Source organism: Clostridium pasteurianum BC1 (assembly GCF_000389635.1).
GTDB classification, from domain to species: domain Bacteria; phylum Bacillota; class Clostridia; order Clostridiales; family Clostridiaceae; genus Clostridium_I; species Clostridium_I pasteurianum_A.
This window is the reverse complement of sequence record NC_021182.1, coordinates 1,933,063-1,953,067: the sequence shown is the minus strand read 5'-3', so window position 1 is coordinate 1,953,067 and position 20,005 is coordinate 1,933,063. Positions and strand designations below refer to the sequence as shown.

29 protein-coding genes and 1 pseudogene are annotated in these 20,005 nt (G+C 30.4%); 4 read left to right on the top strand and 26 right to left on the bottom strand.

Annotated elements, in window-relative coordinates; all coding sequences use genetic code 11:
- Window positions 1-8: 8 nt before the first annotated feature.
- Window positions 9-200 carry a CPBP family glutamic-type intramembrane protease gene (locus CLOPA_RS26800; RefSeq protein ID WP_431602575.1) on the bottom strand — a complete coding sequence of 64 codons (192 nt, stop codon included), beginning with the start codon at window positions 198-200 and terminating at the stop codon, window positions 9-11.
- Between the two features lie 583 nt (window positions 201-783).
- Here CLOPA_RS26800 and CLOPA_RS09110 point away from each other — a divergent pair.
- A complete protein-coding gene (locus CLOPA_RS09110; protein ID WP_015615143.1) occupies window positions 784-1,500 on the top strand; it encodes a CPBP family intramembrane glutamic endopeptidase in 717 nt (238 codons plus the stop codon).
- 525 nt (window positions 1,501-2,025) lie between these two features.
- Here the strand turns inward: CLOPA_RS09110 and CLOPA_RS09105 are convergent.
- Window positions 2,026-2,553 (bottom strand): DUF1003 domain-containing protein, encoded by a 528-nt coding sequence (locus tag CLOPA_RS09105; RefSeq protein WP_015615142.1) that lies wholly within the window; start codon window positions 2,551-2,553, stop codon window positions 2,026-2,028.
- 353 nt (window positions 2,554-2,906) lie between these two features.
- Here CLOPA_RS09105 and CLOPA_RS23710 point away from each other — a divergent pair, with 353 nt between their 5' ends.
- Window positions 2,907-3,368, top strand: a complete 462-nt coding sequence (locus tag CLOPA_RS23710; RefSeq protein WP_015615141.1) for a hypothetical protein — start codon at window positions 2,907-2,909, stop codon at window positions 3,366-3,368.
- Window positions 3,369-3,471: 103 nt separating this feature from the next.
- Here the strand turns inward: CLOPA_RS23710 and CLOPA_RS26465 are convergent, their stop codons facing one another.
- From CLOPA_RS26465 to CLOPA_RS09090, 4 genes and pseudogenes are all read right to left on the bottom strand, one after another.
- Window positions 3,472-3,606 (bottom strand): hypothetical protein, encoded by a 135-nt coding sequence (locus tag CLOPA_RS26465; RefSeq protein ID WP_278246038.1) that lies wholly within the window; start codon window positions 3,604-3,606, stop codon window positions 3,472-3,474.
- A gap of 78 nt (window positions 3,607-3,684) precedes the next feature.
- Window positions 3,685-3,777: pseudogene (locus CLOPA_RS24990) on the bottom strand (GGGtGRT protein); the annotation flags it as partial.
- Window positions 3,778-4,014: 237 nt separating this feature from the next.
- Window positions 4,015-4,209 carry a helix-turn-helix transcriptional regulator gene (locus CLOPA_RS09095; RefSeq protein ID WP_015615140.1) on the bottom strand — a complete coding sequence of 65 codons (195 nt, stop codon included), beginning with the start codon at window positions 4,207-4,209 and terminating at the stop codon, window positions 4,015-4,017.
- Between the two features lie 13 nt (window positions 4,210-4,222).
- Window positions 4,223-4,519 (bottom strand): hypothetical protein, encoded by a 297-nt coding sequence (locus CLOPA_RS09090; RefSeq protein WP_015615139.1) that lies wholly within the window; start codon window positions 4,517-4,519, stop codon window positions 4,223-4,225.
- 265 nt (window positions 4,520-4,784) lie between these two features.
- On the opposite strand from CLOPA_RS09090, the gene CLOPA_RS09085 reads away from it, so the two are divergent.
- Window positions 4,785-5,381, top strand: a complete 597-nt coding sequence (locus CLOPA_RS09085) for a DJ-1/PfpI family protein (protein ID WP_015615138.1) — start codon at window positions 4,785-4,787, stop codon at window positions 5,379-5,381.
- A 106-nt stretch (window positions 5,382-5,487) separates the two neighbouring features.
- On the opposite strand, the gene CLOPA_RS09080 is transcribed toward CLOPA_RS09085, so the two are convergent.
- The 14 genes from CLOPA_RS09080 to CLOPA_RS09020 form a co-directional block, all read right to left on the bottom strand.
- Window positions 5,488-5,688 carry a small integral membrane protein gene (locus tag CLOPA_RS09080; protein ID WP_015615137.1) on the bottom strand — a complete coding sequence of 67 codons (201 nt, stop codon included), beginning with the start codon at window positions 5,686-5,688 and terminating at the stop codon, window positions 5,488-5,490.
- 14 nt (window positions 5,689-5,702) lie between these two features.
- Entirely contained in the window at window positions 5,703-5,846 is a 144-nt protein-coding gene (locus tag CLOPA_RS25580; protein WP_015615136.1) for a hypothetical protein, read from the bottom strand.
- 11 nt (window positions 5,847-5,857) lie between these two features.
- On the bottom strand, window positions 5,858-6,730 hold the full coding sequence (locus tag CLOPA_RS09075; protein ID WP_015615135.1) for a GH25 family lysozyme: 873 nt from the start codon (window positions 6,728-6,730) through the stop codon (window positions 5,858-5,860).
- Window positions 6,731-6,748: 18 nt separating this feature from the next.
- On the bottom strand, window positions 6,749-6,970 hold the full coding sequence (locus tag CLOPA_RS09070; protein WP_015615134.1) for a hypothetical protein: 222 nt from the start codon (window positions 6,968-6,970) through the stop codon (window positions 6,749-6,751).
- 228 nt (window positions 6,971-7,198) lie between these two features.
- Window positions 7,199-7,891, bottom strand: coding sequence for an SGNH/GDSL hydrolase family protein (locus tag CLOPA_RS09065; RefSeq protein ID WP_015615133.1), 693 nt, complete (start codon window positions 7,889-7,891; stop codon window positions 7,199-7,201).
- Between the two features lie 53 nt (window positions 7,892-7,944).
- On the bottom strand, window positions 7,945-10,596 hold the full coding sequence (locus CLOPA_RS09060; RefSeq protein WP_015615132.1) for a BppU family phage baseplate upper protein: 2,652 nt from the start codon (window positions 10,594-10,596) through the stop codon (window positions 7,945-7,947).
- 66 nt (window positions 10,597-10,662) lie between these two features.
- Window positions 10,663-11,136 carry an Orthopoxvirus protein of unknown function (DUF830) gene (locus tag CLOPA_RS23705; RefSeq protein ID WP_015615131.1) on the bottom strand — a complete coding sequence of 158 codons (474 nt, stop codon included), beginning with the start codon at window positions 11,134-11,136 and terminating at the stop codon, window positions 10,663-10,665.
- 9 nt (window positions 11,137-11,145) lie between these two features.
- Window positions 11,146-11,598 (bottom strand): hypothetical protein, encoded by a 453-nt coding sequence (locus tag CLOPA_RS09050; RefSeq protein WP_015615130.1) that lies wholly within the window; start codon window positions 11,596-11,598, stop codon window positions 11,146-11,148.
- Between the two features lie 135 nt (window positions 11,599-11,733).
- Entirely contained in the window at window positions 11,734-12,459 is a 726-nt protein-coding gene (locus CLOPA_RS09045; RefSeq protein WP_015615129.1) for a gp53-like domain-containing protein, read from the bottom strand.
- Window positions 12,460-12,487: 28 nt separating this feature from the next.
- Window positions 12,488-12,724 carry a hypothetical protein gene (locus tag CLOPA_RS25575; RefSeq protein WP_041710852.1) on the bottom strand — a complete coding sequence of 79 codons (237 nt, stop codon included), beginning with the start codon at window positions 12,722-12,724 and terminating at the stop codon, window positions 12,488-12,490.
- Between the two features lie 39 nt (window positions 12,725-12,763).
- Window positions 12,764-13,525, bottom strand: a complete 762-nt coding sequence (locus tag CLOPA_RS09035; protein ID WP_015615128.1) for a hypothetical protein — start codon at window positions 13,523-13,525, stop codon at window positions 12,764-12,766.
- Window positions 13,526-13,527: 2 nt separating this feature from the next.
- A complete protein-coding gene (locus tag CLOPA_RS09030) occupies window positions 13,528-14,328 on the bottom strand; it encodes a phage distal tail protein (RefSeq protein WP_015615127.1) in 801 nt (266 codons plus the stop codon).
- Between the two features lie 15 nt (window positions 14,329-14,343).
- Entirely contained in the window at window positions 14,344-16,914 is a 2,571-nt protein-coding gene (locus CLOPA_RS23700) for a transglycosylase SLT domain-containing protein (RefSeq protein ID WP_015615126.1), read from the bottom strand.
- A 60-nt stretch (window positions 16,915-16,974) separates the two neighbouring features.
- A complete protein-coding gene (locus CLOPA_RS09020) occupies window positions 16,975-17,310 on the bottom strand; it encodes a hypothetical protein (RefSeq protein ID WP_015615125.1) in 336 nt (111 codons plus the stop codon).
- A gap of 133 nt (window positions 17,311-17,443) precedes the next feature.
- Between CLOPA_RS09020 and CLOPA_RS24310 the strand changes: the two genes are divergently transcribed.
- On the top strand, window positions 17,444-17,602 hold the full coding sequence (locus CLOPA_RS24310; protein ID WP_015615124.1) for a ribbon-helix-helix domain-containing protein: 159 nt from the start codon (window positions 17,444-17,446) through the stop codon (window positions 17,600-17,602).
- 7 nt (window positions 17,603-17,609) lie between these two features.
- On the opposite strand, the gene CLOPA_RS09015 is transcribed toward CLOPA_RS24310, so the two are convergent.
- The 6 genes from CLOPA_RS09015 to CLOPA_RS08990 form a co-directional block, all read right to left on the bottom strand.
- Window positions 17,610-17,807, bottom strand: a complete 198-nt coding sequence (locus tag CLOPA_RS09015; RefSeq protein WP_015615123.1) for a hypothetical protein — start codon at window positions 17,805-17,807, stop codon at window positions 17,610-17,612.
- Between the two features lie 35 nt (window positions 17,808-17,842).
- Window positions 17,843-18,154 carry a phage tail assembly chaperone G gene (gene gpG / locus CLOPA_RS09010; protein ID WP_015615122.1) on the bottom strand — a complete coding sequence of 104 codons (312 nt, stop codon included), beginning with the start codon at window positions 18,152-18,154 and terminating at the stop codon, window positions 17,843-17,845.
- An 85-nt stretch (window positions 18,155-18,239) separates the two neighbouring features.
- Window positions 18,240-18,788, bottom strand: a complete 549-nt coding sequence (locus CLOPA_RS09005; RefSeq protein ID WP_015615121.1) for a major tail protein — start codon at window positions 18,786-18,788, stop codon at window positions 18,240-18,242.
- Window positions 18,789-18,830: 42 nt separating this feature from the next.
- A complete protein-coding gene (locus CLOPA_RS09000; RefSeq protein ID WP_015615120.1) occupies window positions 18,831-19,214 on the bottom strand; it encodes a hypothetical protein in 384 nt (127 codons plus the stop codon).
- Window positions 19,215-19,697, bottom strand: a complete 483-nt coding sequence (locus CLOPA_RS23695) for a Bacteriophage protein of unknown function (DUF646) (protein WP_015615119.1) — start codon at window positions 19,695-19,697, stop codon at window positions 19,215-19,217. It lies immediately after the preceding gene.
- On the bottom strand, window positions 19,694-20,005 hold the full coding sequence (locus CLOPA_RS08990) for a hypothetical protein (protein WP_015615118.1): 312 nt from the start codon (window positions 20,003-20,005) through the stop codon (window positions 19,694-19,696). The genes CLOPA_RS23695 and CLOPA_RS08990 overlap by 4 nt, the downstream gene beginning before the upstream one ends.

The following is a 20,005-nucleotide window of genomic DNA, read 5'->3' as shown; positions in this document are numbered from 1 at the left end:
GGTTTCTGTTAAAGATTTATATTAACTAAATCCAATATACTATTAGCATCAGACATATAATGCAAAACTAATGGTGCAAAGAATGAATACTTTAAGGCAAGATATGCAAAAATACATCCTGAAATAACTATATCTAATATTCTTGATGGCCCATGATTTGGAACATGATAAGCAGCAAAAGCAATTGAATGAACTAAGATATATAATATTTCAGCATATTTGTATCCTTAACTGAAAGTTTATTCTTTACTGCTTTCATTCAATTAAACTTAATTTTTGAAAGAATATTATTTTTTTAATTCCTTATTATTACGTTACAGGTAAATAATATACTATCTATAACGCGAATTCAATTGCAAAAGATAAAATCTATATAATAAATAGTTGAAAAATCAGTTTCGCTAAAAAACAATAAAAAAATACACCTCTTACTAGCTTTATGCTAATAAAACGTGTATCTAAAAAAAAAGGCATCACATTTCTGTGACACCCTAAAAAATTCCTACATATTACATATACCTTATTCTGCTACTTATTCATACTTATAATAATTATTTTTCTAAAACCAACAATAATTCCCAAAACATTAAAATAAGACCTAGAAATACTACTTAAACCAATGTATAATTGTTATATAGATTAAGACGTACTAAGTAGATTATGCGTATAAAGTAATAACTTCTGATAAGATGGTATTACTAATTATAGATAATCATGTAATTAATTTTATAATATTACATCCGCTTATTAAATGAATCACTATATTATTTAAGAGGTGATAAGATGTCTAATTTAAATAATGCCAAAAATCAATCTGCTATCGTTTTAAAAAAACGGTTAAAATTTTCTATACTGCCAGTTCTTTATTACAACCTATTTTTGGGTATATTTATTCTTATGCCAGTATTCATAATGATAATCGCAAAAATTCACCTTGATTTAAGGCAACGTACTATAGTTGCTCTTATAGGAACATTAATCGCTGAAATAGCAATGTACATGCTACTTATTAAATGGGTTCATCAAAGTGGTAAGTCTCTTACTGATTTAGGATGGGGGGTAAATACAAACGTATCTGCAATTATCCTCGGAATATTTTTTTCTATCGGATATATTCTGTGGACTTTCTCAAATCCACTAATTATACAAAATGCTATGGAAATAAGTTTATTTAAAATCTTTGGTGTTCTTGTTGGGATTGTAGGAGCTATTGTTGAAGAGATAGTGTTTCGTGGCTTTGTCTTAACAGAACTATCGGAGACAAAAGTTTCTATTGCTGCACAAATATTTATATCTGGCTTAGCATTTGCTCTAATACACATTGGTTTTAACATTACTGGAGTTATTATTACTTTTATAATGGGAATGGTGTTGTCAGTTATATATATTGTAGGTCGTAGGAGTTTGACCCCTTCATTAATCAGTCATATGTTAATAAACATACTTATTGAACCTTGGCTACTAATGTTTATTATAAATATGTACTCAAAAATTGTTTAACCTAATGTGCAGAATTCTCCAATCCTCTATAGGTGGGAGATGGATAGCACATTAATATAAATGGTTCGATACCATTTATATTAATCAGATTTGTATAATAATTATTATTTTAGGTATAATATAATATAAATGTTAGTTGCTCTTTGTAAACTGAATATATATGGTTGTAGGGAGAATACGAAAATGCGATAACCAAGCTATGCCTCCCCTACGTAAAATATTCAAGGCTCGTATACAGAGCATTATCGTACAGTACCCTTGGTGCAAGGGGATTTCAAGCCTGTGGAGAGTGTAGGTTACGAACTCTAGGAATCAGGAAGCTCTTACTTCTTTAAGTTAGAGTAGTTCACTGCATAACTTATTATAATAATTACGTTTTCAAAATTAATAACTTATAATTATTATATTAGGCTATATTTACCCATAAGTAATCAATTTAAAAAACACGAAATTAATAAAATTCCAAATAAAATTTTGCCAACTAAAAGACGGTACACAATGCTATAAATGTACCGTCTTTTAATATCATTTTTTTGTTTTAAATAATAGCTCTATATTCTTTGCACTCTCTTCCTGCTGTTTTATTAACACATCAATCTTTTTATGTAAATCTTCTATTATAATTTCTGACTTTAAATTTACAAGATAGTCATTAGCAGCAGTTAACCTATCTTTTTCAGATTCACGATTCTGTGACATCATAATTACGGGCGCTTGTATAGCCGCAACACATGATAATACTAAATTTAACAATATAAAAGGATAAGGATCAAATGCCTTTCTTGCTAATAAAATTGCATTTATTAATATCCACACTACAAGCACAGTTATAAAACTTATTATAAAAGGCCAGCTTCCACCAAATGAAGCAATTTTATCCGCAACTTTTTGTCCAATTGTGAGGTTTTCATCATGAACATTATTTATATTTTTTGAAATCTTTCCACTTATAAGTTCATGTATTAATTCTTCACTAATACTAGAACCATCCAAATCTCTGTCATTATCCAATATCTTTTTTACTAATTTTTCTTTATTGATTTTATCACTCATATCGATTACCTCTCTTAATTTAAAGTAATTATAGCACTTTTCAGATATAAGATAATACTATTTTAATATTAATTAACAATATTTTTTCATTTGTAACTAACAATATTTGTGTATTTCACTTCAAAGACTTTTTATATTTTTATACACAATCTATATTTTTACATATATTGTATAATTAGATATAATATATATGTGACATATACTTGAAATTTTTGTTCATTGCGAATAAATCTTATGTTAGTAAATAGCCTGCGGTTTATTTATTTTTTGTAAACTTTCATTACTTATTTTACATTTATTCCCAGAAAGGTGTATAATACTATATTGTAGAATAATTACAAGGGAGTGTTAATATGAACAACAAAACAAAGATAATGAAAAGAAAAGGATTATCTAGAATCATTACAGCCTGTATTATCGCAGTAGGTATAGGCAGTTTATTTAGTGGTTGTGGCTCCACTACCGCTAGCAAATCTAGTAATAGTACCAATACTGCAAACACCACTGCACAAACTACAAAAGCTACTACTACATCGAATAATAATACTGCAACAGATAATAGCTCAAATAATAGTAGACAAGCTAATAGTACAAATTCAACACCACAAAATACTACTTCAAATACTACATCTACTAAAAAACAAACATCATCAACAGTGAATAGTAATCCAGTTGTATACTATTTAAAAGGTAGTAAAACATATTATTTAAGTAAAACAGATGCGGCTTTAAAGAAAAGTAAAAACATATTAAGTATTACCTTAAAACAGGCTAAAGTAGCAGGTATGCATCAATCTACTTCAAAAACAAGTTAGCATATTGTCTATAATTCACTGAAAGTAAGTCTTATGTTTTCAATTCATAAGGCTTATTTTTTGCTCTTATATAATATATTATATCAAATACTTCTATAAAATATCACAAACAAAAGGAAGTGAGATCTAAAAATCCTTCAAAGCCATTTTTGAAAGTCACGTCATCTTCTACTAACATTTTCATCTTTCTTTGCATATAGCCACTTACACCACCTTTAACAAAAAGAAAAAAAGACACATTATATTATTTTTCATAATACAACGTGTCTTCTTCCATTTATTAATATTTTATACTAACTAAGTGGTCTAAACCCTCTTATCTTGAAGTTTCTTCAATAGCAACTGCTACTGCAACTGTAGCTCCAACCATTGGGTTGTTACCCATTCCGATAAGACCCATCATTTCAACGCATTTTTCAGTTTTAATCCTTGAAACCTGCATTATTCCTAACTTTGCGAACGCTACTTTGGAAAAACAAAGCCACGTTATTTATTAATTTTATTATACCAAATTATAAATTGAAAAGTAAAGATATTTTTTATACATATCTTAAATACTCTAAAAAATAAAGTCCCTCAAATTTGAGGTAGTACAAATTTCTGACCACCTATGAAAAAATAAGGATATCCAATTTTAGGACACCCTTTAACTATCAAGTGTAAATAATTCCTCTATTGTAGTATTTAATAATCTAGCAAGTTTCATTGCTAATTCTAGCGTAGGATTATATTTCTCATTTTCAATTGCATTAATAGTTTGCCTTGTAACTCCCAAAGTATTTGCTAAATCCTCTTGTCTATACCCTAATTGTTTTCTTAGCTTTTTTATATTATTTTTCATATTTATACCCCTTTTACTTTGGAAAAAAATGAGCAAGCACGCCCAAAATTAATATGATTAATATAGTTCCTATAAAATAGTGAATGATAGCTTTACGTCCATTTATATCGCCCATTTTCCATTTAGAAATTTGGCTTATAAAGAAATAAATTAAATTTGACATAATTAAGATAAAAAAAGCAAGTGAAGGCTTATTTGTATGAGTGAAATCATAGACAGACCATACTAATAAAGAAACACTGGTAAAAATGTGACTCCATTTGATTGCGTTTAAATTAATGCTCATTTCCATTTCATCCATTTTTTTCATAAAATCATCTCCCAAAATGTAAAATATTATTTACATTTTCATTTTAACAATTACTATATAAAATGTCAATAACTTTTTACATTTTATCATTTAAATTATGTAATGTAGTATATTAATTCCCAAAACATTAAAATAAATCCTAGAAATACTACTTAAACCAAGGTATAATTGTTATATGCATTAAGACGTAATTGTTTAATTTTGCGAATCAGTATGTCAGTATGATACTATAATTAAAATTAAAGATATTTGGGGAGATGAGAAGGTGTTAGAACAGAAAAATGTTGGCATTTTACTTTTTAATGAAGTTGAGGTATTAGATTTTGCTGGTCCATTTGAGGTGTTTTCCATTACTACATATACCGAATGTAATCAAAAACCATTCAAAGTAACTACAGTTGCCCAAACAAAAGACTTAATAAAGGCTCATAATGGGTTGAAATTTCAGCCTGATTATGATTTCTATGATGCTCCACAGTTTGATATTTTAATTATACCTGGAGGATATGGAGCAGAAGAAATTGAAATTCACAATCCAAAGATTATAAACTGGATTAAGAAAAATATGAATAATGTCTATATAATGGCATCTGTATGTACTGGTGCATTCTTATTGGCTGAAGCTGGCTTATTAGATGGGAAACAAGCTACAACACATTGGATGGACATTGATAGGTTAGAAAAGGAATATACTAAAGTTAGAGTCCAGCGTAATGTTAAGTTCATAGATGAAACTCCTATTATTACATCAGGTGGCATATCAGCTGGAATTAATATGTCATTTTATATTATTAAAAAACTTTTAGGTGAAGAAATAGCTAATGCTACAGCTAAAAGGATGGAATATGATATTAATATCTAAAGTATTTAATCAACGATAATATTTCGCATCCTTCTAAAATTACGTAACAATTATAAAGTCGAAAAAAAAGGGGTATCACCATTTCTGGCGACACCCCCTTATATATTTATTTTACTTCTGTATCAATCTGTGGACTATTTAATATTCCCATTAACACTAATAACTGCAATACAGCATTAATTATATCGTTATACTGTGTATCTACAACACCAACACCTGCTGAATGTAATAAGTATAATACAAATGCTCCAATAGCTACCCAAAATGTTTTAGATTTAAGATTTTTAATTAATATTTGTTTATTCATTTTACATTACCCCTTTATTTATTTTTATATAAATTACACTCTAATTCTTTTTCTTGTAATGATCTTTGTGTTTCAATAACTTGATTAATATAATGTTGCTTTTTACAATATAAAAATATATTAAAAAAGATAGAAACACCTAAAATTATTTCTATCATAATATCATCTCCTATGCTTTAAACCATCCTACTTTTAAGTCATTCAAAAGTGTATTTATGGTATTTACTCCTACGATTCCATCTGCTGAAATGCCCATTATCTGCTGATATTTAACCACTGCATTATAAGTCTGTTGTCCAAATGCTCTATCAATTGAGATTCCATCATTTATTAATATCTTCATAATGCTTTGTAGTAATTTAACTCGAGGGCTATTCTCCCCCATTCTAATTGGATTCATTTTTACATCCTCCTGTATATTATTTATATTGATTGATGGTTGTGGTGCAGGATTTACATTATTACCATTTAGTAAAATATTTTCATTAAAGTAATTTACATCACATCCTCCATCCACACCATTAACATGTCCACTTTCGGTAAACTGCCATGAAATATTAGGGTAATTCACTGGTGGATTAGAACTATATTTAGCTATCCAAAGTTTCAAATCACTTCGTATATTTCCTCTCAAAAAATCATTATAGAAGTATTCACCTGTATAAATACCCACTTCATATCCTGCTTTATTAATTATGGCAACAAATTTATTAACATAATCTATTGCCATTCCTTTAGTCCACGACCAACCATAACTAGCTGGTGGCTGTTCTATATCAAGGAATACAATTGTATCAAATTTATATCCTTTAATATAATTTAAAAAATATTGAGCTTCATTTTCTACACCATGTTTACCAGCAAAATGATACACTCCCATTTTAATGCCTAAAGATCGAACAGTATTATAACGATAAGATAAATACTTATCTTGATAGAAATTAGCTTCTGTAGCTTTATTAATTAAAACCTGAACACCGTCTTTAGCAACTAAGTTCCAATTACTAACATTGTTAGCTGAATTTAAATCTATTCCTTTCATATATTTACATCTCCCTATTTAAAAAAATAAAATTTTTATCAATACTCCTGCCATTCCTCCAAGAACAGCAAGTAGCATTTTATTATATAATTTTATTAAACCATCAATTTTTTCACATAGCATTCCTATGTTGTCATCATGTTTAATGTCTTTTTTTTCTAAGGTACTAAGTCTTTCCCCATGATTTTCTAGTGTTTCTGTATGTTCGTTAATTTTTAATTCTACTATTTCATTATTCATATCACACCTCCTGATTTTTTGCATAATAAAAAGGACTAGATTAATAATTAATCTAAGCCCTTAAATTTAATATTCTTATTTCTCTTCACTAGGCTTATGAGAAACTATCCAACCTTTGCCATCATCACTTGAGATAGTAGTAAAATACTTATCATATTCATCTTTTGTTACACAAGCGTTTTTACAATATTATGTTTCAAACTCTTCTTTACTCATGACTTTAACCTCCTATCTTAACTCATTAGTAACATACTTTCCTTGGTAAATAGCTCCGACATCATTAGGATGTAAACCGTCAGCTGTTAAAGTACTTAAATTCTTTTTTGATATACCACTAAATCTATATTGGTCTATAACTCTTAAAGAGTACATCTCACCTATATTTTTTATTGCATTAACATAATCAATTAATTTAGCACCTGCTGTATTTGTATAGTTAACATCATAGCTTGAATTATCCCTTTGCAATGGTGTTAATAATATAATTTTCATAGTAGGACTTTGACCAAGCATATATTCTATAGCATCTCTATACGCACCATAAAAAGTATTTGTATCAAAAGTAGTATCTCCCATTACACCTAAAGTTCCTAAAGGAACATTAAGTTTAAAGTCATTAGTTCCAGACGCTATAGTTACAAAATCATAATTAGTAGTAGCAAAGTTTTTTGTTTTTATTGTTCCATTTGTTCCCACACCACCATTTTGGGCTGTACCATTTGCCATCGGTGTACCTGAGATAGCAAAATTATCATATGCTGTCAATACAAGTGCCTGTTTTACATATGCCGTATATCCTCCATTTGTTGTTAAATAGCCAACTGTGATACTATCTCCAAAAGCGACGCCTCTTTTTCTATACCATTTATTAGTAAGTCTTCTTAAATCGCCGTATCGTTCAATTTCTGTAAATCCGAACATTAATAAAACCCCTTTCCTTTAAAGTGAAAAAGGCACTGTATGTGCCTTTCTAATTATAAAAAGTTATCGATTTGTACAGGTGCAAAAGTAGAGGTTCCATGTAACCCTGGGGAACTTGATGAAATATCATATACATCCCTACTGACCCCATAATTATCAAACCCATATATTGTGTTAGAAGTAGCACCACTTATAGTTTTTGAAACATTGAAAATGCCTACTCTTGCAGCACCGCCATTCTTTAATGTTCCATTATAATATAATCCTTTCAAGTATACTGGAAAAGTAGTGTTATTATTTTGCATAGCTGTTAATAAATCAGCATCAGTTCCAGTGCTTGAAGAGAAAGTTTCATTTACTCCGTTTATACTCATTGTAGTTGTAGTGCCATTCATAGTAATAATTACATCATAAGTCGTATTTAAAGCCAATGCTGTTGTGCTTATTCTTTGTAATATAGTTCCTCCTGTTGCTTGTCTAGCTTCAAATACTAATAATCCTGTATTCCTCACATGTAAATCCCAACCTTTAGGATTAGATGATACGTCATCTTCTGTATGTGATACTATCATATGAAATACTTCAATACCGCCAGTTATACCAGCAATTAACCTAAATTGTACATGTATAGAAAGTGAAGTTGCACCTAAGAAATTAGCTAATTCAGAAGGAAAAGAAACATAGCTATTAACTGGCATATCCAGCATACCATTTTCATCTGTCTTATTACCTCTGACATAGCTTGTTGAAGCAATTACAGAATCGGCAATAGACATTCCTTTTGTTCCATTTCTTCTAAAATCATTGCCTTCAATAGTTGAATAGTTTAATGCTCCCCCACTCATAGATAATCCATACTGTTGTGTCTTTGTAGCTTGGTCATCTCTAGCATAATTACCTTTTATCTCTAAATGAGTTTTAGTGCCAAATAAAGCCATTCCACTTCCAGTATTATTTATAAAATAATTATTTATATAACGACCTCCAGATATTTGAGCATTTGAATCTTTAAATCCATTTCCCCCATTGTAAGATAGTGTATTTCCCATTACCTTTAGTGTTCTGAAATAAGTTCCTGCATCTATATATAATCCTTCTAAAGCATTATTCTTCATATCACAGTTAACTACAGATACACCTTTTTGAGTATGGTTATCACCATCTCTACCTAAAACTAATCCTTCTGCACCATTATCAGAAAAAGTACAAGTATCAATTTTAAATGTTTCTGAAGTAACATTTCCTCCAACATAACCACCCATAGAGGTGTTATCTGAGAAAGTACAGTGTCCTATTGTAATGTTTTTCCAGTTTACTAATTCTGCATGCCCTGCTTTAGCATCAAAATACATACCATGCTTATTACCAAAGGATTGAACACCTATGATTGAGATATTATGACCACCTCTAACACCTATACCAGCAAATCTACCATCTCTAGTAACACAATTAGCTATAACTACACCTTTTGCTTCCTTTGTAAATGTTGCTGGGTCAAACAAAGCCTGATGCTCTAAGAATATACCATAATGCCCACACTGTTCCGTTACACAGTCCGAAATAGTAAAGCTTTCGTCATCAAGAAGTCCTGTTCCTATACCAATTCCCGCTCCTCCTGGTCCAAGTTCAGCTGGTCTAGTATCACCATTTGTCCATGCTTCTTCCCATTGTCTACCACATTCAACACAATGAATATTGTGAATATGAACGTTGTGTAAGAAGTCAGTTCCTAGTGCTGTAGATGGAGTACCTAACAATTCTAAATTCATAAATATGCCATTTCTAACTTTTTGAAAATAGAATGCTTTTCCTTTATGTGAATAAGGTGTAATAGTCATTTCATATCCATCTACGGAAAAATCTCTATACGTAAAGTTTTCAATATAATCTCCTGCTATCAGATCAGCAGGTTTATACCAAAATAATGAATATGGATTAGTGCCTTTTATTTTAAATATAGTCTCCCCAACACCTGCACCTATTACACTAACTCCAGACCTACCTATTATTGAATATTCATTTGTTCCATTCTGACCCATATAGAAAGTTTTTCCTGAAACTCTTATATTGCCCCTACCCATTGTGTTAATAGTATCTTGTAAACTCTGCATTAAAACTCTATTTGATTCTGCCTTAGTTATATCATTAGGTACTCCACCTTGTTGTTCAAAGTCAAACCCTAAATGATCTAATCTAGCATCTTTATTTACTAAATTACTTTGTAAATCCGTAAATCCCTGTCTTGCATTTGTTAATTCTGTTCTATAATTTGCAAAGTCTGTTACTTCTACTAGTGCTAAGTCTAAAGCCGTAAATTGGCTACTTGATATAATGGTTCCATCATTTAATTCTCCCTTTCTAGCAGTAAAAGCAAAAGCATTAGATGATAGCCTTCCGTCTGTAGCATCAAAAATCTCAATTTCTGCGTTGACTTGTCCTACTGCTGCAAAGGCTTGATTAGAAATAACAACATGCATTTTTCCATTTATAGCGTCATCAATTATTAGATTATCAAACACCGTAGTATCATCTGATTTTGTAAAAGTGATTTTTGCAGTGTGTCCAGTTAAATCTGCTGGCGTTGTATCAATTACTACATTAATATTTAGTTGTATAGATTTACTATCTCCAACAGTTGCCCTGATCGGTTCTATTTTACTATTGTTTCCCTTAAGGTCTAAGGTCGCATTATATGGTATTATCATTGTATTACCTCCTGTTTTAAATTTTTATTTTTATGTATTAAAAAAACACCCTATAATTAGAGTGTTTTATATGCTATCTATTTTTCTTAGTAATTTTGATTGATTTAGATCTGCTGGACTTGGATATTTAATATTGGGACATAAATCTATTCCCACTGATTTATAAGCATCAGCTACTAATGTTGAGCATATATGACTTTTAAATGGTTCTTTATAAGGTAATATAATATGTAAGCTATATCTTATTGCTTCAATTAAAATAAGCAAGTAGTCATAATGTGTCCCTACTTGCTTATTTAAGTATTCTTTTATTTTTTGTCTTTGTCCATCTGTTAACCTATCACATGTAAATATATCTAATTGATTTTTATACTTGTCTATAGGTACATATCCTGTCTTTTTAAAACCTTCTGCTTCTATAAGCTTCCCATCTATGTATGTTGTTGCATGGCTGTACATACTATGTTCAAAACCTTCTATGGCTTTACTTATCCATTCTATGCCCTTATCTAATCCAATGTCTCCATTTTTATATTCCATAACTAATACCTACCAACTAATAGCATTAACTTCATCTGCTGTAGTTGCGGAATTAATTTCAGATAATAAAGTATGTAGCTTTGTTTCAAGTGGTATCTCAAAATTTGCTATATCTTTATACAACTGTGTTAATTGCTCTTGTGTAAATTCAATAGCACTTCCATCTGCTGCAAAAATAGTAGCAGGATAAGTAATAATATTTGCACTCATGCTCATTAAAACTTTCATAAATTTTGTTTGTGAAACTTCATCATATGCATAATTTACCGCAGTACCACTTGCAGAAGAAGTAAATCCTGCTATAACTGCATTATTATAGTCATTTCTTATTTCTATCGTTTTAGTTTGTTGTACCTCTTGTAGCGTTGGTACATATAATTTGAATATATCTGTTATATTTTGTACTATTCCACTAAAAGGTAATTTAGTCATATCTACAATATATTTACCTTGGTTTTCCATCAATATCTCTAATATATTATCTGTTGTTGGAATAGAACCATTAGGAATATTACTTCCATGAATTTCATCATTATAGAATCCTAATATTGCACCACTTGTATTGTTAAAATTTACATAATTGATAATTTCACCCCCCTAATATCCTATTGCAAAAAAGTGACCCTTTGGAATACCACTAACATTACAAGAACTATTAAAGTTTCCAGTAGTTAGGTTGGCAACACTTACTGACGCTGCGCTAGTAGCTTCCATTGTTGCGAACACATGCCAACATTCATTTGGAAAATTTGTTAAAAAAGCTGTTGAGCCATAACTTCCTTGTTGAACACCATTTGCAACCCATTGGAGCATTAAACCGCAAGTGAATAAAATATAACCAGAACTACCTAATACTAATGATTTATATATACTTCCTATTCCTGCATTTGCTCTTCCATCTGTAATATTAGCAGTATTAATAGCACTTACATTATTACCTACAAATACATTTGCTATAACTATTTGAGTAGCTGTAGGCAATGGAACTGTTGGAGAAGAACTTGGGGTACCCATTACTGCCTTAATTGTGGTTGTAGCAGAGCCAAGGTCTACGTCTACTACTATAATATCGTATCTATTGTATCCGCTTGCATTACCATTTATAGGAACACTTATAGGAGAACCATTATTAACAAAATACCCATTTAACATACAAGAACCAGCTGCAACATTCACAGTCATGTTCGGCGTACTATTTTGGGTAACAGCTAATGCACCTCCTGAAACATTAAATATACCGTTGGACAATAAAGCTTGCCAAGGTGCTATTAAATCTCCAGAATTGTAGGCAATACCATCAAAGAAATTAGTTTTTATTGTCATTTATACACCATCCTTTCTAAATCTTTTATTATATTTTATATAGTTTTTTCACTGGTGGCTGTCTCTTAAATGCCACATTTCCGAACGTTATATCGTATATTCCATTAGTTTCCGTATAAACTATATGTGTAATCCTCATCAATTTACTAAAATTAAAATACGGAATTAAGTTAACGGTTACACTATCCCCAACTTCTATATTGCTAAAAGGACACATAGTGCTATTTATAGCCTTAATGGAAAAACTATTGGAAGGGAAAGACATTTTGGCTAATGCCCCATTTACAGCATTAGTTAAATCTGTTTAGGAATTTATACTATTACTGGAACTATAAGTTCCTTCCATAAGTCCATACATGCCGATTGATGTATCATCCTGTGCTGTAGCATTAAGTACTGGACTAGATATTTCTGAATATATACTATTAGCCATACTCATTATGTCTTGTGCTAATGTGGGGACTTTAATAATATTATCTGCGTCTCCACCATATGTTAATGAATAATAAGGTTTATCCGAACCCTTTCGTGTATAGAAATTAAATTTTCTATCTACATCTACATTAAAATCGTAGTTGAGATCAGCTGCAAAACTTTGTATATTGGTTATTAAATCCTCTGTATTTGTTACTGTTCTAGTAGTTGCTATTGCTGTATTATCTATATTGCCTATAGTTACAATAGTGGATGGTGTAATTGCATTGGCATCGTTTATCATTTGTGTAAATAATGACCCATAGGTAAGATTCGTGTAAGTTTTTGCTCTCATTCTCCGCCACTTTAACAGTGATAAATTATCTATGCAATTAACCTTTACAGCTTGATCATTAAAATTCAATCCACTTATTTGACCGCCCCATTTTACAATTCCAGTATCACCATCACAAATCTCTATTAAGTTTCTAAACTGTAAATTTATTTCATTACATTTGTTATTTTCTAAACCAATAGAAAAAGACGCTGTATCTATGTCATTAAGCGTCCAGCCATATGTTAAATCATTATTAAAAATATCAATTTCATCCAAAATATTATGATTTTTATCATAAATTTTCAAATAATCCATCTCTATAACCACCTACTTTGTAAATACACTAGGCAATGTGATTTATCCGACTCAGAACTAGAACGAGTAAAAGCAAAATAATTATATTGTGGTTCACAATTTATCCAACCAATACTAGTTTTTAATCCCATATTTCCAATTCCATTTAAATAAATACCTCTGTTTTGTGGTGTATTGTCTATTACTAAAGTATCATTATCATTTAAATTTACATTTAAACTTATACTTTGCCCTGTTGTTGTATTTGTAATAGTTGGATTACTACAAGCACCAATTATGGTTATAATCGGATATGAAATTACATTACCCATATTTTGTATCACTTCATTTTCTGACGTAGTTCCACCTGTGTTAAATGGAATTATAACTGGCGGACGGAATCCATTATTGCTTTGTGGCTGTAACCAAACCGGATCAACACCAGTTAAATACATATACGGGTCGGGCATAGTTAATTGTAAACTGATCTTTTGGCTATTAAAATTTGTATCAGCTATTCTACTACTTATTTCTACATTGCAAATAACTTGATGAAAACCGTTTATAGTTATAGTTAATGCTTTTAATCCGTTAGAATATAAAACATTATTTAATTGAGTTATTTTATCTGTATCACTAGTTTTAATATATCCGTTCATTACTAGAGTTTTTTCTTTAATTTTTGACCTATTATAGCTTATTCCATCTGTATAAAGGTCATTTGTTATAATGTCTTTATTAATGTCAAAAAGACCTAATACATTAAAGAAGTAATCATTTGATATTAGGTCTAATCCATTTAAATTAATTTGTGTAATATCCAATAATTAACACCCCCCTTATGTTAACGGTGCCATAAATTGCAATTGTTGCAATGTGGTCTGTTCATCACCCTTATCTTGTACATTCATGTTGTCAACATATATGTTTACTGACTTGTTATTATTATTAGTTGTTGCTGAAGGTTGTTTATTAACCTGATTACTAGTCAAAGCCTGTATTGCACCTGTTAAGTTTTGAAGAATAGCTGGTGTATTTAATAATGCTGTTGTATTAATATTATTTAATACTCCATCTCCACCATTTGACCAACCTAACTCAATACCTCTTTCGCCATACATATGTAAACCTTTTGTACTATTTAAAGTACCATCAGCATAACCTTGATATGCTCCGCCTGCCATAAGTGACTTAACTCCTGGTACATTATTTACACTACCGTATCTACCAATCATATAACGTATAGCTGCAATTGCATTATCAATAGGATTTAATATATTGTTATGTCCAACCATCATGTATTCTTTGAAAGTTGGGTCAATAACTTGCATCAATCCTTTACTTGGTGTTCCAGCCTTTGCATTTGAGTCCCAGTTATTAACTGAATTCGGATCTCCACCAGATTCATGTTGTGCAATTTGTAATAATGCTGGTAATGTGCTCATACTTTGCCCTGTAGCTTGTATAGCTTGTGTTAACCAATCAGTTACATTTCCACCCATTGAGGTTTGTACAGAACTCATAACACTGCCACCCCAACCTTTTACAAAAGACGTTATATCGTTTTTACTGAAGCCATTTATTAACCCTTGTACTAAATGTCCACCAATATCATACATTACTGTTGAAGGACTATGTATTCCGAATATACTCTTAAAAGTATCAACAACTTTACCAGCTACACCTTTAACCGTATTTACAATATCATCTTTAGCGTGCTCTAATCCATCCATAATAGAATGTATTAAATCATGACCCCAAGACATAGCAGTTTGACCCATACCTTTAAATACTCCACCTATAGAATCCAGAATATCGGAAATTATTTTCTTAGCTCCACCAAAAACATCTTTGACTATATTACATACATCATTCCAAGCTGCCTTCCAGTTACCATTAATTAAATCCATTGCTAATTTTAGGATATCCTCAATTACGTGTATAACTGTTGAAATAGTATCCTTAATTAAATTGAAAATTGGTGGTACTATATTTTTGATAATATTCCATCCTAATTCCCAAATTGGTTTCAAAATAGCCATAGCTACTTTTATAACTGTTACTATATCATTCATTATTGTCTGTATAGTTTGAGAAATTAAAGGCCAATTAGCTTGCACCCACTGAACTACTTGTCCCATTTGCTGAATTATAAATGTTAATACTGGCTTTAATATAGTATTCCAAATAACCTGTATTCCTTTAAATGCATCCTGAATAACAGCATAAATTTGTGGCCATACTTTTTTAGCAGTATTTTGTAAATCATTCCAAATTATCTGTAAATCTGTAAAGAATTTAGATACATTTTTACCTGCTTGTGAACCAAATGCTTTTGTAAATGCATCTGATAGAGCCTGTGGCAAGGACATACCTTTCTTCATATCTCCAGTAAATGTGTTAAATATAATAGATATATTTTTGAATACTCCATTTAAAAATGTTTGTAAGCCTCCAAAATTTTTATTATAGGCTAATACTAATAATCCAATACCAGCTATAACTCCTGCAACTGGTAAGGTTAATCCACCTATTAGACCTACTATTCCTTGTACAGATGGTCCGAGTATTCCAATAACCTTCTGAAATAATGAAAATCCACCAATTAAAGTTCCAATAACTGCTACACTAGATAATATTACTGCTGACATTTGTGAGTGTGCCTTTATAAAATTAATTACTGGTGTAATACCCTTATTTATAGTTTCCATCATATTAGTTAACACTGGTAATAATGCTGAACCTATCGCTGTTTTCATACCAGCCATATTATTAGATAGTATTTTCATCTCTCCTGCATACGTATTCATTTGAGCTTGAGATGACCCACTAAATCTTTTATTAACATCATCTAATACCTGTTGATATGATATACCATTTTTAACTTGTTCTTTTGTTACTATGCCTAATTTCATTAATTGAGTATATTTACCGTTATAAGCTTGTGCTAATAAATTACTTGCACTCGTTAAATCCATATTAGTTCCTGCTGCCAAATTCGATAAGGCACTTGTAGATTTTAACGAATCACTGTATTTCATACCTTTCATTGTTAAATTATCTAAAGCATTTTTTGCTTCACCTGCACTATATGTAGACATTTTAGTTATACCACTAGTAAAATTATCAATGTCTTTTTTGGTATCTTGAAAAGCAATTCCTTGGTTTTTCAATAATCCTTGTAATTGTACGGTACTTTGTTGTGCTGCCGATGCACTTTTTATTGCTCCGTCTAGGTATCCAAAAGCCATAATTCCGACTGCACCCATAGCTTCTCTTGTAGTATCTAGTCCACTTTTTAAACCACCCATAGCACCATTTACATTATCTTTAAGACCTTGCATGGATTTATTAAATCCTTCAGTGATCGCATTAATAGGTATATTAAGTGCTAATCCATTATCTGCCATTCATTTACTCACCTCCATTTTTAAAAAAATACATAAAAAAAAGACTACCTATTAGCAGTCTTACTTGATTACTTGATTTTCTTTATTTGTTTTATATGACTTATATGCTTTGTATAATCGTTTTGTAACATATATTGTACCTTGATAGCCTAATTTTAATATTAGAATAGAGAATTTTATAAAATATTTAAAACAATTGTAAGCTAACTTACAAGCTAAAATTGTCATTTTCCATAAAATTTTAAAGGGTAATTTAATAATCTCTCCTATCAATAGGATACCACTAACTATTAAAAAAATACCACCCATATTATTGACGTTCTTATTTCTACTTACCTTTGCAAGTCCACCTAATGCAGCATATTCAGCTACACCACTTGATTTCCTTTTCTTCATAATATTCACCCCTCAATATCATTATATATTTTCTGCCAAAATTTACAACTTATTTTATAATCTTATTATATCATTATGTCCAAGGACTTGCAAGGACTATTAAAAATATATATAATATTTTTGAGGTGAAAATATGTCAAATAAAGATTTAAAAAATAGAACACCGATTTCTAACGCAATTAATACTAAATTATGGAATGAATTAAAGGAATACTCTAAACAAACTGGTATACCTATATCAAAGTTACTAGATAGAGCAATAGAATTATACCTAGAGTCTACTAAAAAATAGTAGACTCTTATAATCCTATATTGTCATATCTTGCAATTGTTTCTTTATTATCCTTTTTGAGCATATAAATTTTATAATCCAACCAAAAGAATATATCCATTTCATCTATTTCGTTTTGTGTGTACCAAGGCTCTTTATATGTATTTTCCCCATCACTTTTAGTTACCCATAACAAACTATCATATAATTCATAAATAAAATCCATTGGTTTTGTGGGAGATTCATTTTTACTATCTCCCTCTAAGCGTTTTTTCCTGATAACTCTGCTAATTGGTTAGCTTTATTTTGTAAATTTCCTGTAATTTTTTGTATACATTTCTGATAAAAAGGTATAAGTTCTTTGGATTCTATCCCATCATATAAATCGTCAATTGTAAATTGTTTCCCAAATATATCTACCATAAAGTCTACTATTTTATCTAATGATTCTACACCTATTTGTTTACCTTCCATTTCTTCGCTCATAGCCATTGCATCTCTTAATCTACGACCTCCAATAAAAGGTGCTGTAAAAGTTTTTTTCTTATCATCTATCATTAATGTTATCTTCATATATAACCATTCCTTTCAAATTTAATTTTTTATCTACTATTAATTAACATAGGAGGGAAATTAATCCCTCATTTGTGCTATAGTATTATACGGATGCGAACCAAGAAGTTGATACATCTGTATATCCTTCTGCGTCTTCATCTTTTATTGCTTTCCACTGTCCATCAAAAATACGTGTAATTGCTGAACCGTCAAGGGTTTCGTCCTGTATTTTAACAGAATTGTTAACAGTTGAACCATCATCTTTTATATCCTGAAATTTAACCTTTAATAATTTTATGTATCTATAATGGCCATTTACCTTTTGTCTTCTGTACATGAGACACACATATGGTGCTTGGTCAAATTTTCCAAAAGTCATTCCACCTTGACTATCAAGTTCATGACCCAAAAGTTCCGCATAGATCTCAATTGGGAGTGACTCTGTCTCTACTGAAACTTTTGCATCTGTAACCATATAAGCTTGTTCTTTTAGAAATCCGTCTCCATAAAAAGACCCACTGGCCACCGTAGGATCTGCACTAATTTGTACTGCTGCTCCTAGTGGTTTTGGTGTACTATATGTTGCCCCTGTTTCATCATCTTTTGTTTGTACTGCATAATATAATTTATCTATACTTATAAAATTGCTCATTAAATTTATTACCTCTCTTTCTTTTATAAAAAAATAAAGCCCTTAAGTTTCCTCAAAAGCTTTTTTGTATCGCATACTATAATGATTTATTTGTGTTACAGTTTCATAAAGATTGGCGAATGTTATTCTCCTATAACCATTATCTCTAAGTGCTTTATCTACATTACTATAAATAGAAATTAATTCTCCAGTATTAGGATTGGCTCTTTCCCATACATCTACTGTATATTCAATATCTTCAATGATACTTTTACCATCCTGGTATTGCATAGCATTATGATTACTGTCAAAATATGATATGACTGGAAAGAAATCTGCTGGAACTCCTTGACCATTTGTACTTGCTGTGACAAGACTTTGCGGATATTGATATTCTGTTGAAGCAATAGCATTCAAAATAGTGAATATTTCTGTATTATCTTGCATCTACACCACCGCCTTTGCCACATAGCTTAATATAATACTTTGAATTTGGTCTTGGCTATTAAAAACGCTTGGATACATAAAAGGTTTTGCCCTCATTCCTTGTGTAAAATTTAATACACCTGTATTACTAACATAACACCAAGGTGTCTGTCTTCCATCACCATTGACAGCATATATTCCAGTACCATATTCTAAATACTTCGCATAACTAGCAGAACAATAAATCATAGCACTATGTGTTAACTCTGGATTCATTCCACTACCTATACTAGCTTCTAATAATCCAGTGTGCTCCCACATTTCTTCACCTTTTTCATTTACTGGTGGATTATTTGTAAATATACTATTAGCAGTTTGCTTGGCTTGTCCTTCACAATATAAGGCTGATTTTAATAATCCTTGATCTACTGCATTATTAATTTCTTCTGTTTTAGCTTGTACTCTATTAAGCCAATCATTTAATTCATCATCTATTTCACTCATATACCCACCACCTTAGATAAAAAAAGTTCTACATGTTTTGTATATGCAGAAATAGAGTCTATTTTATACTGGCTTCCATTTATAAGTAGATGCATTGAAGCATCTAAATTAAAATCTTTACAAAACAACCAATTTGAAGTACTGTCTGTGATACCATAAGGTTTGTCTTGTACATTATACCTATAAGGCTGGAAATTACCCTTAAAAGTTCTATCTGGTGTGTTAGGATGAAAGTTAGGTAATTTTTGTCCATTTGCATTAACTGTAAATATAGGAATTAATACTCCTACTGTAGTAGTTGCTAACAT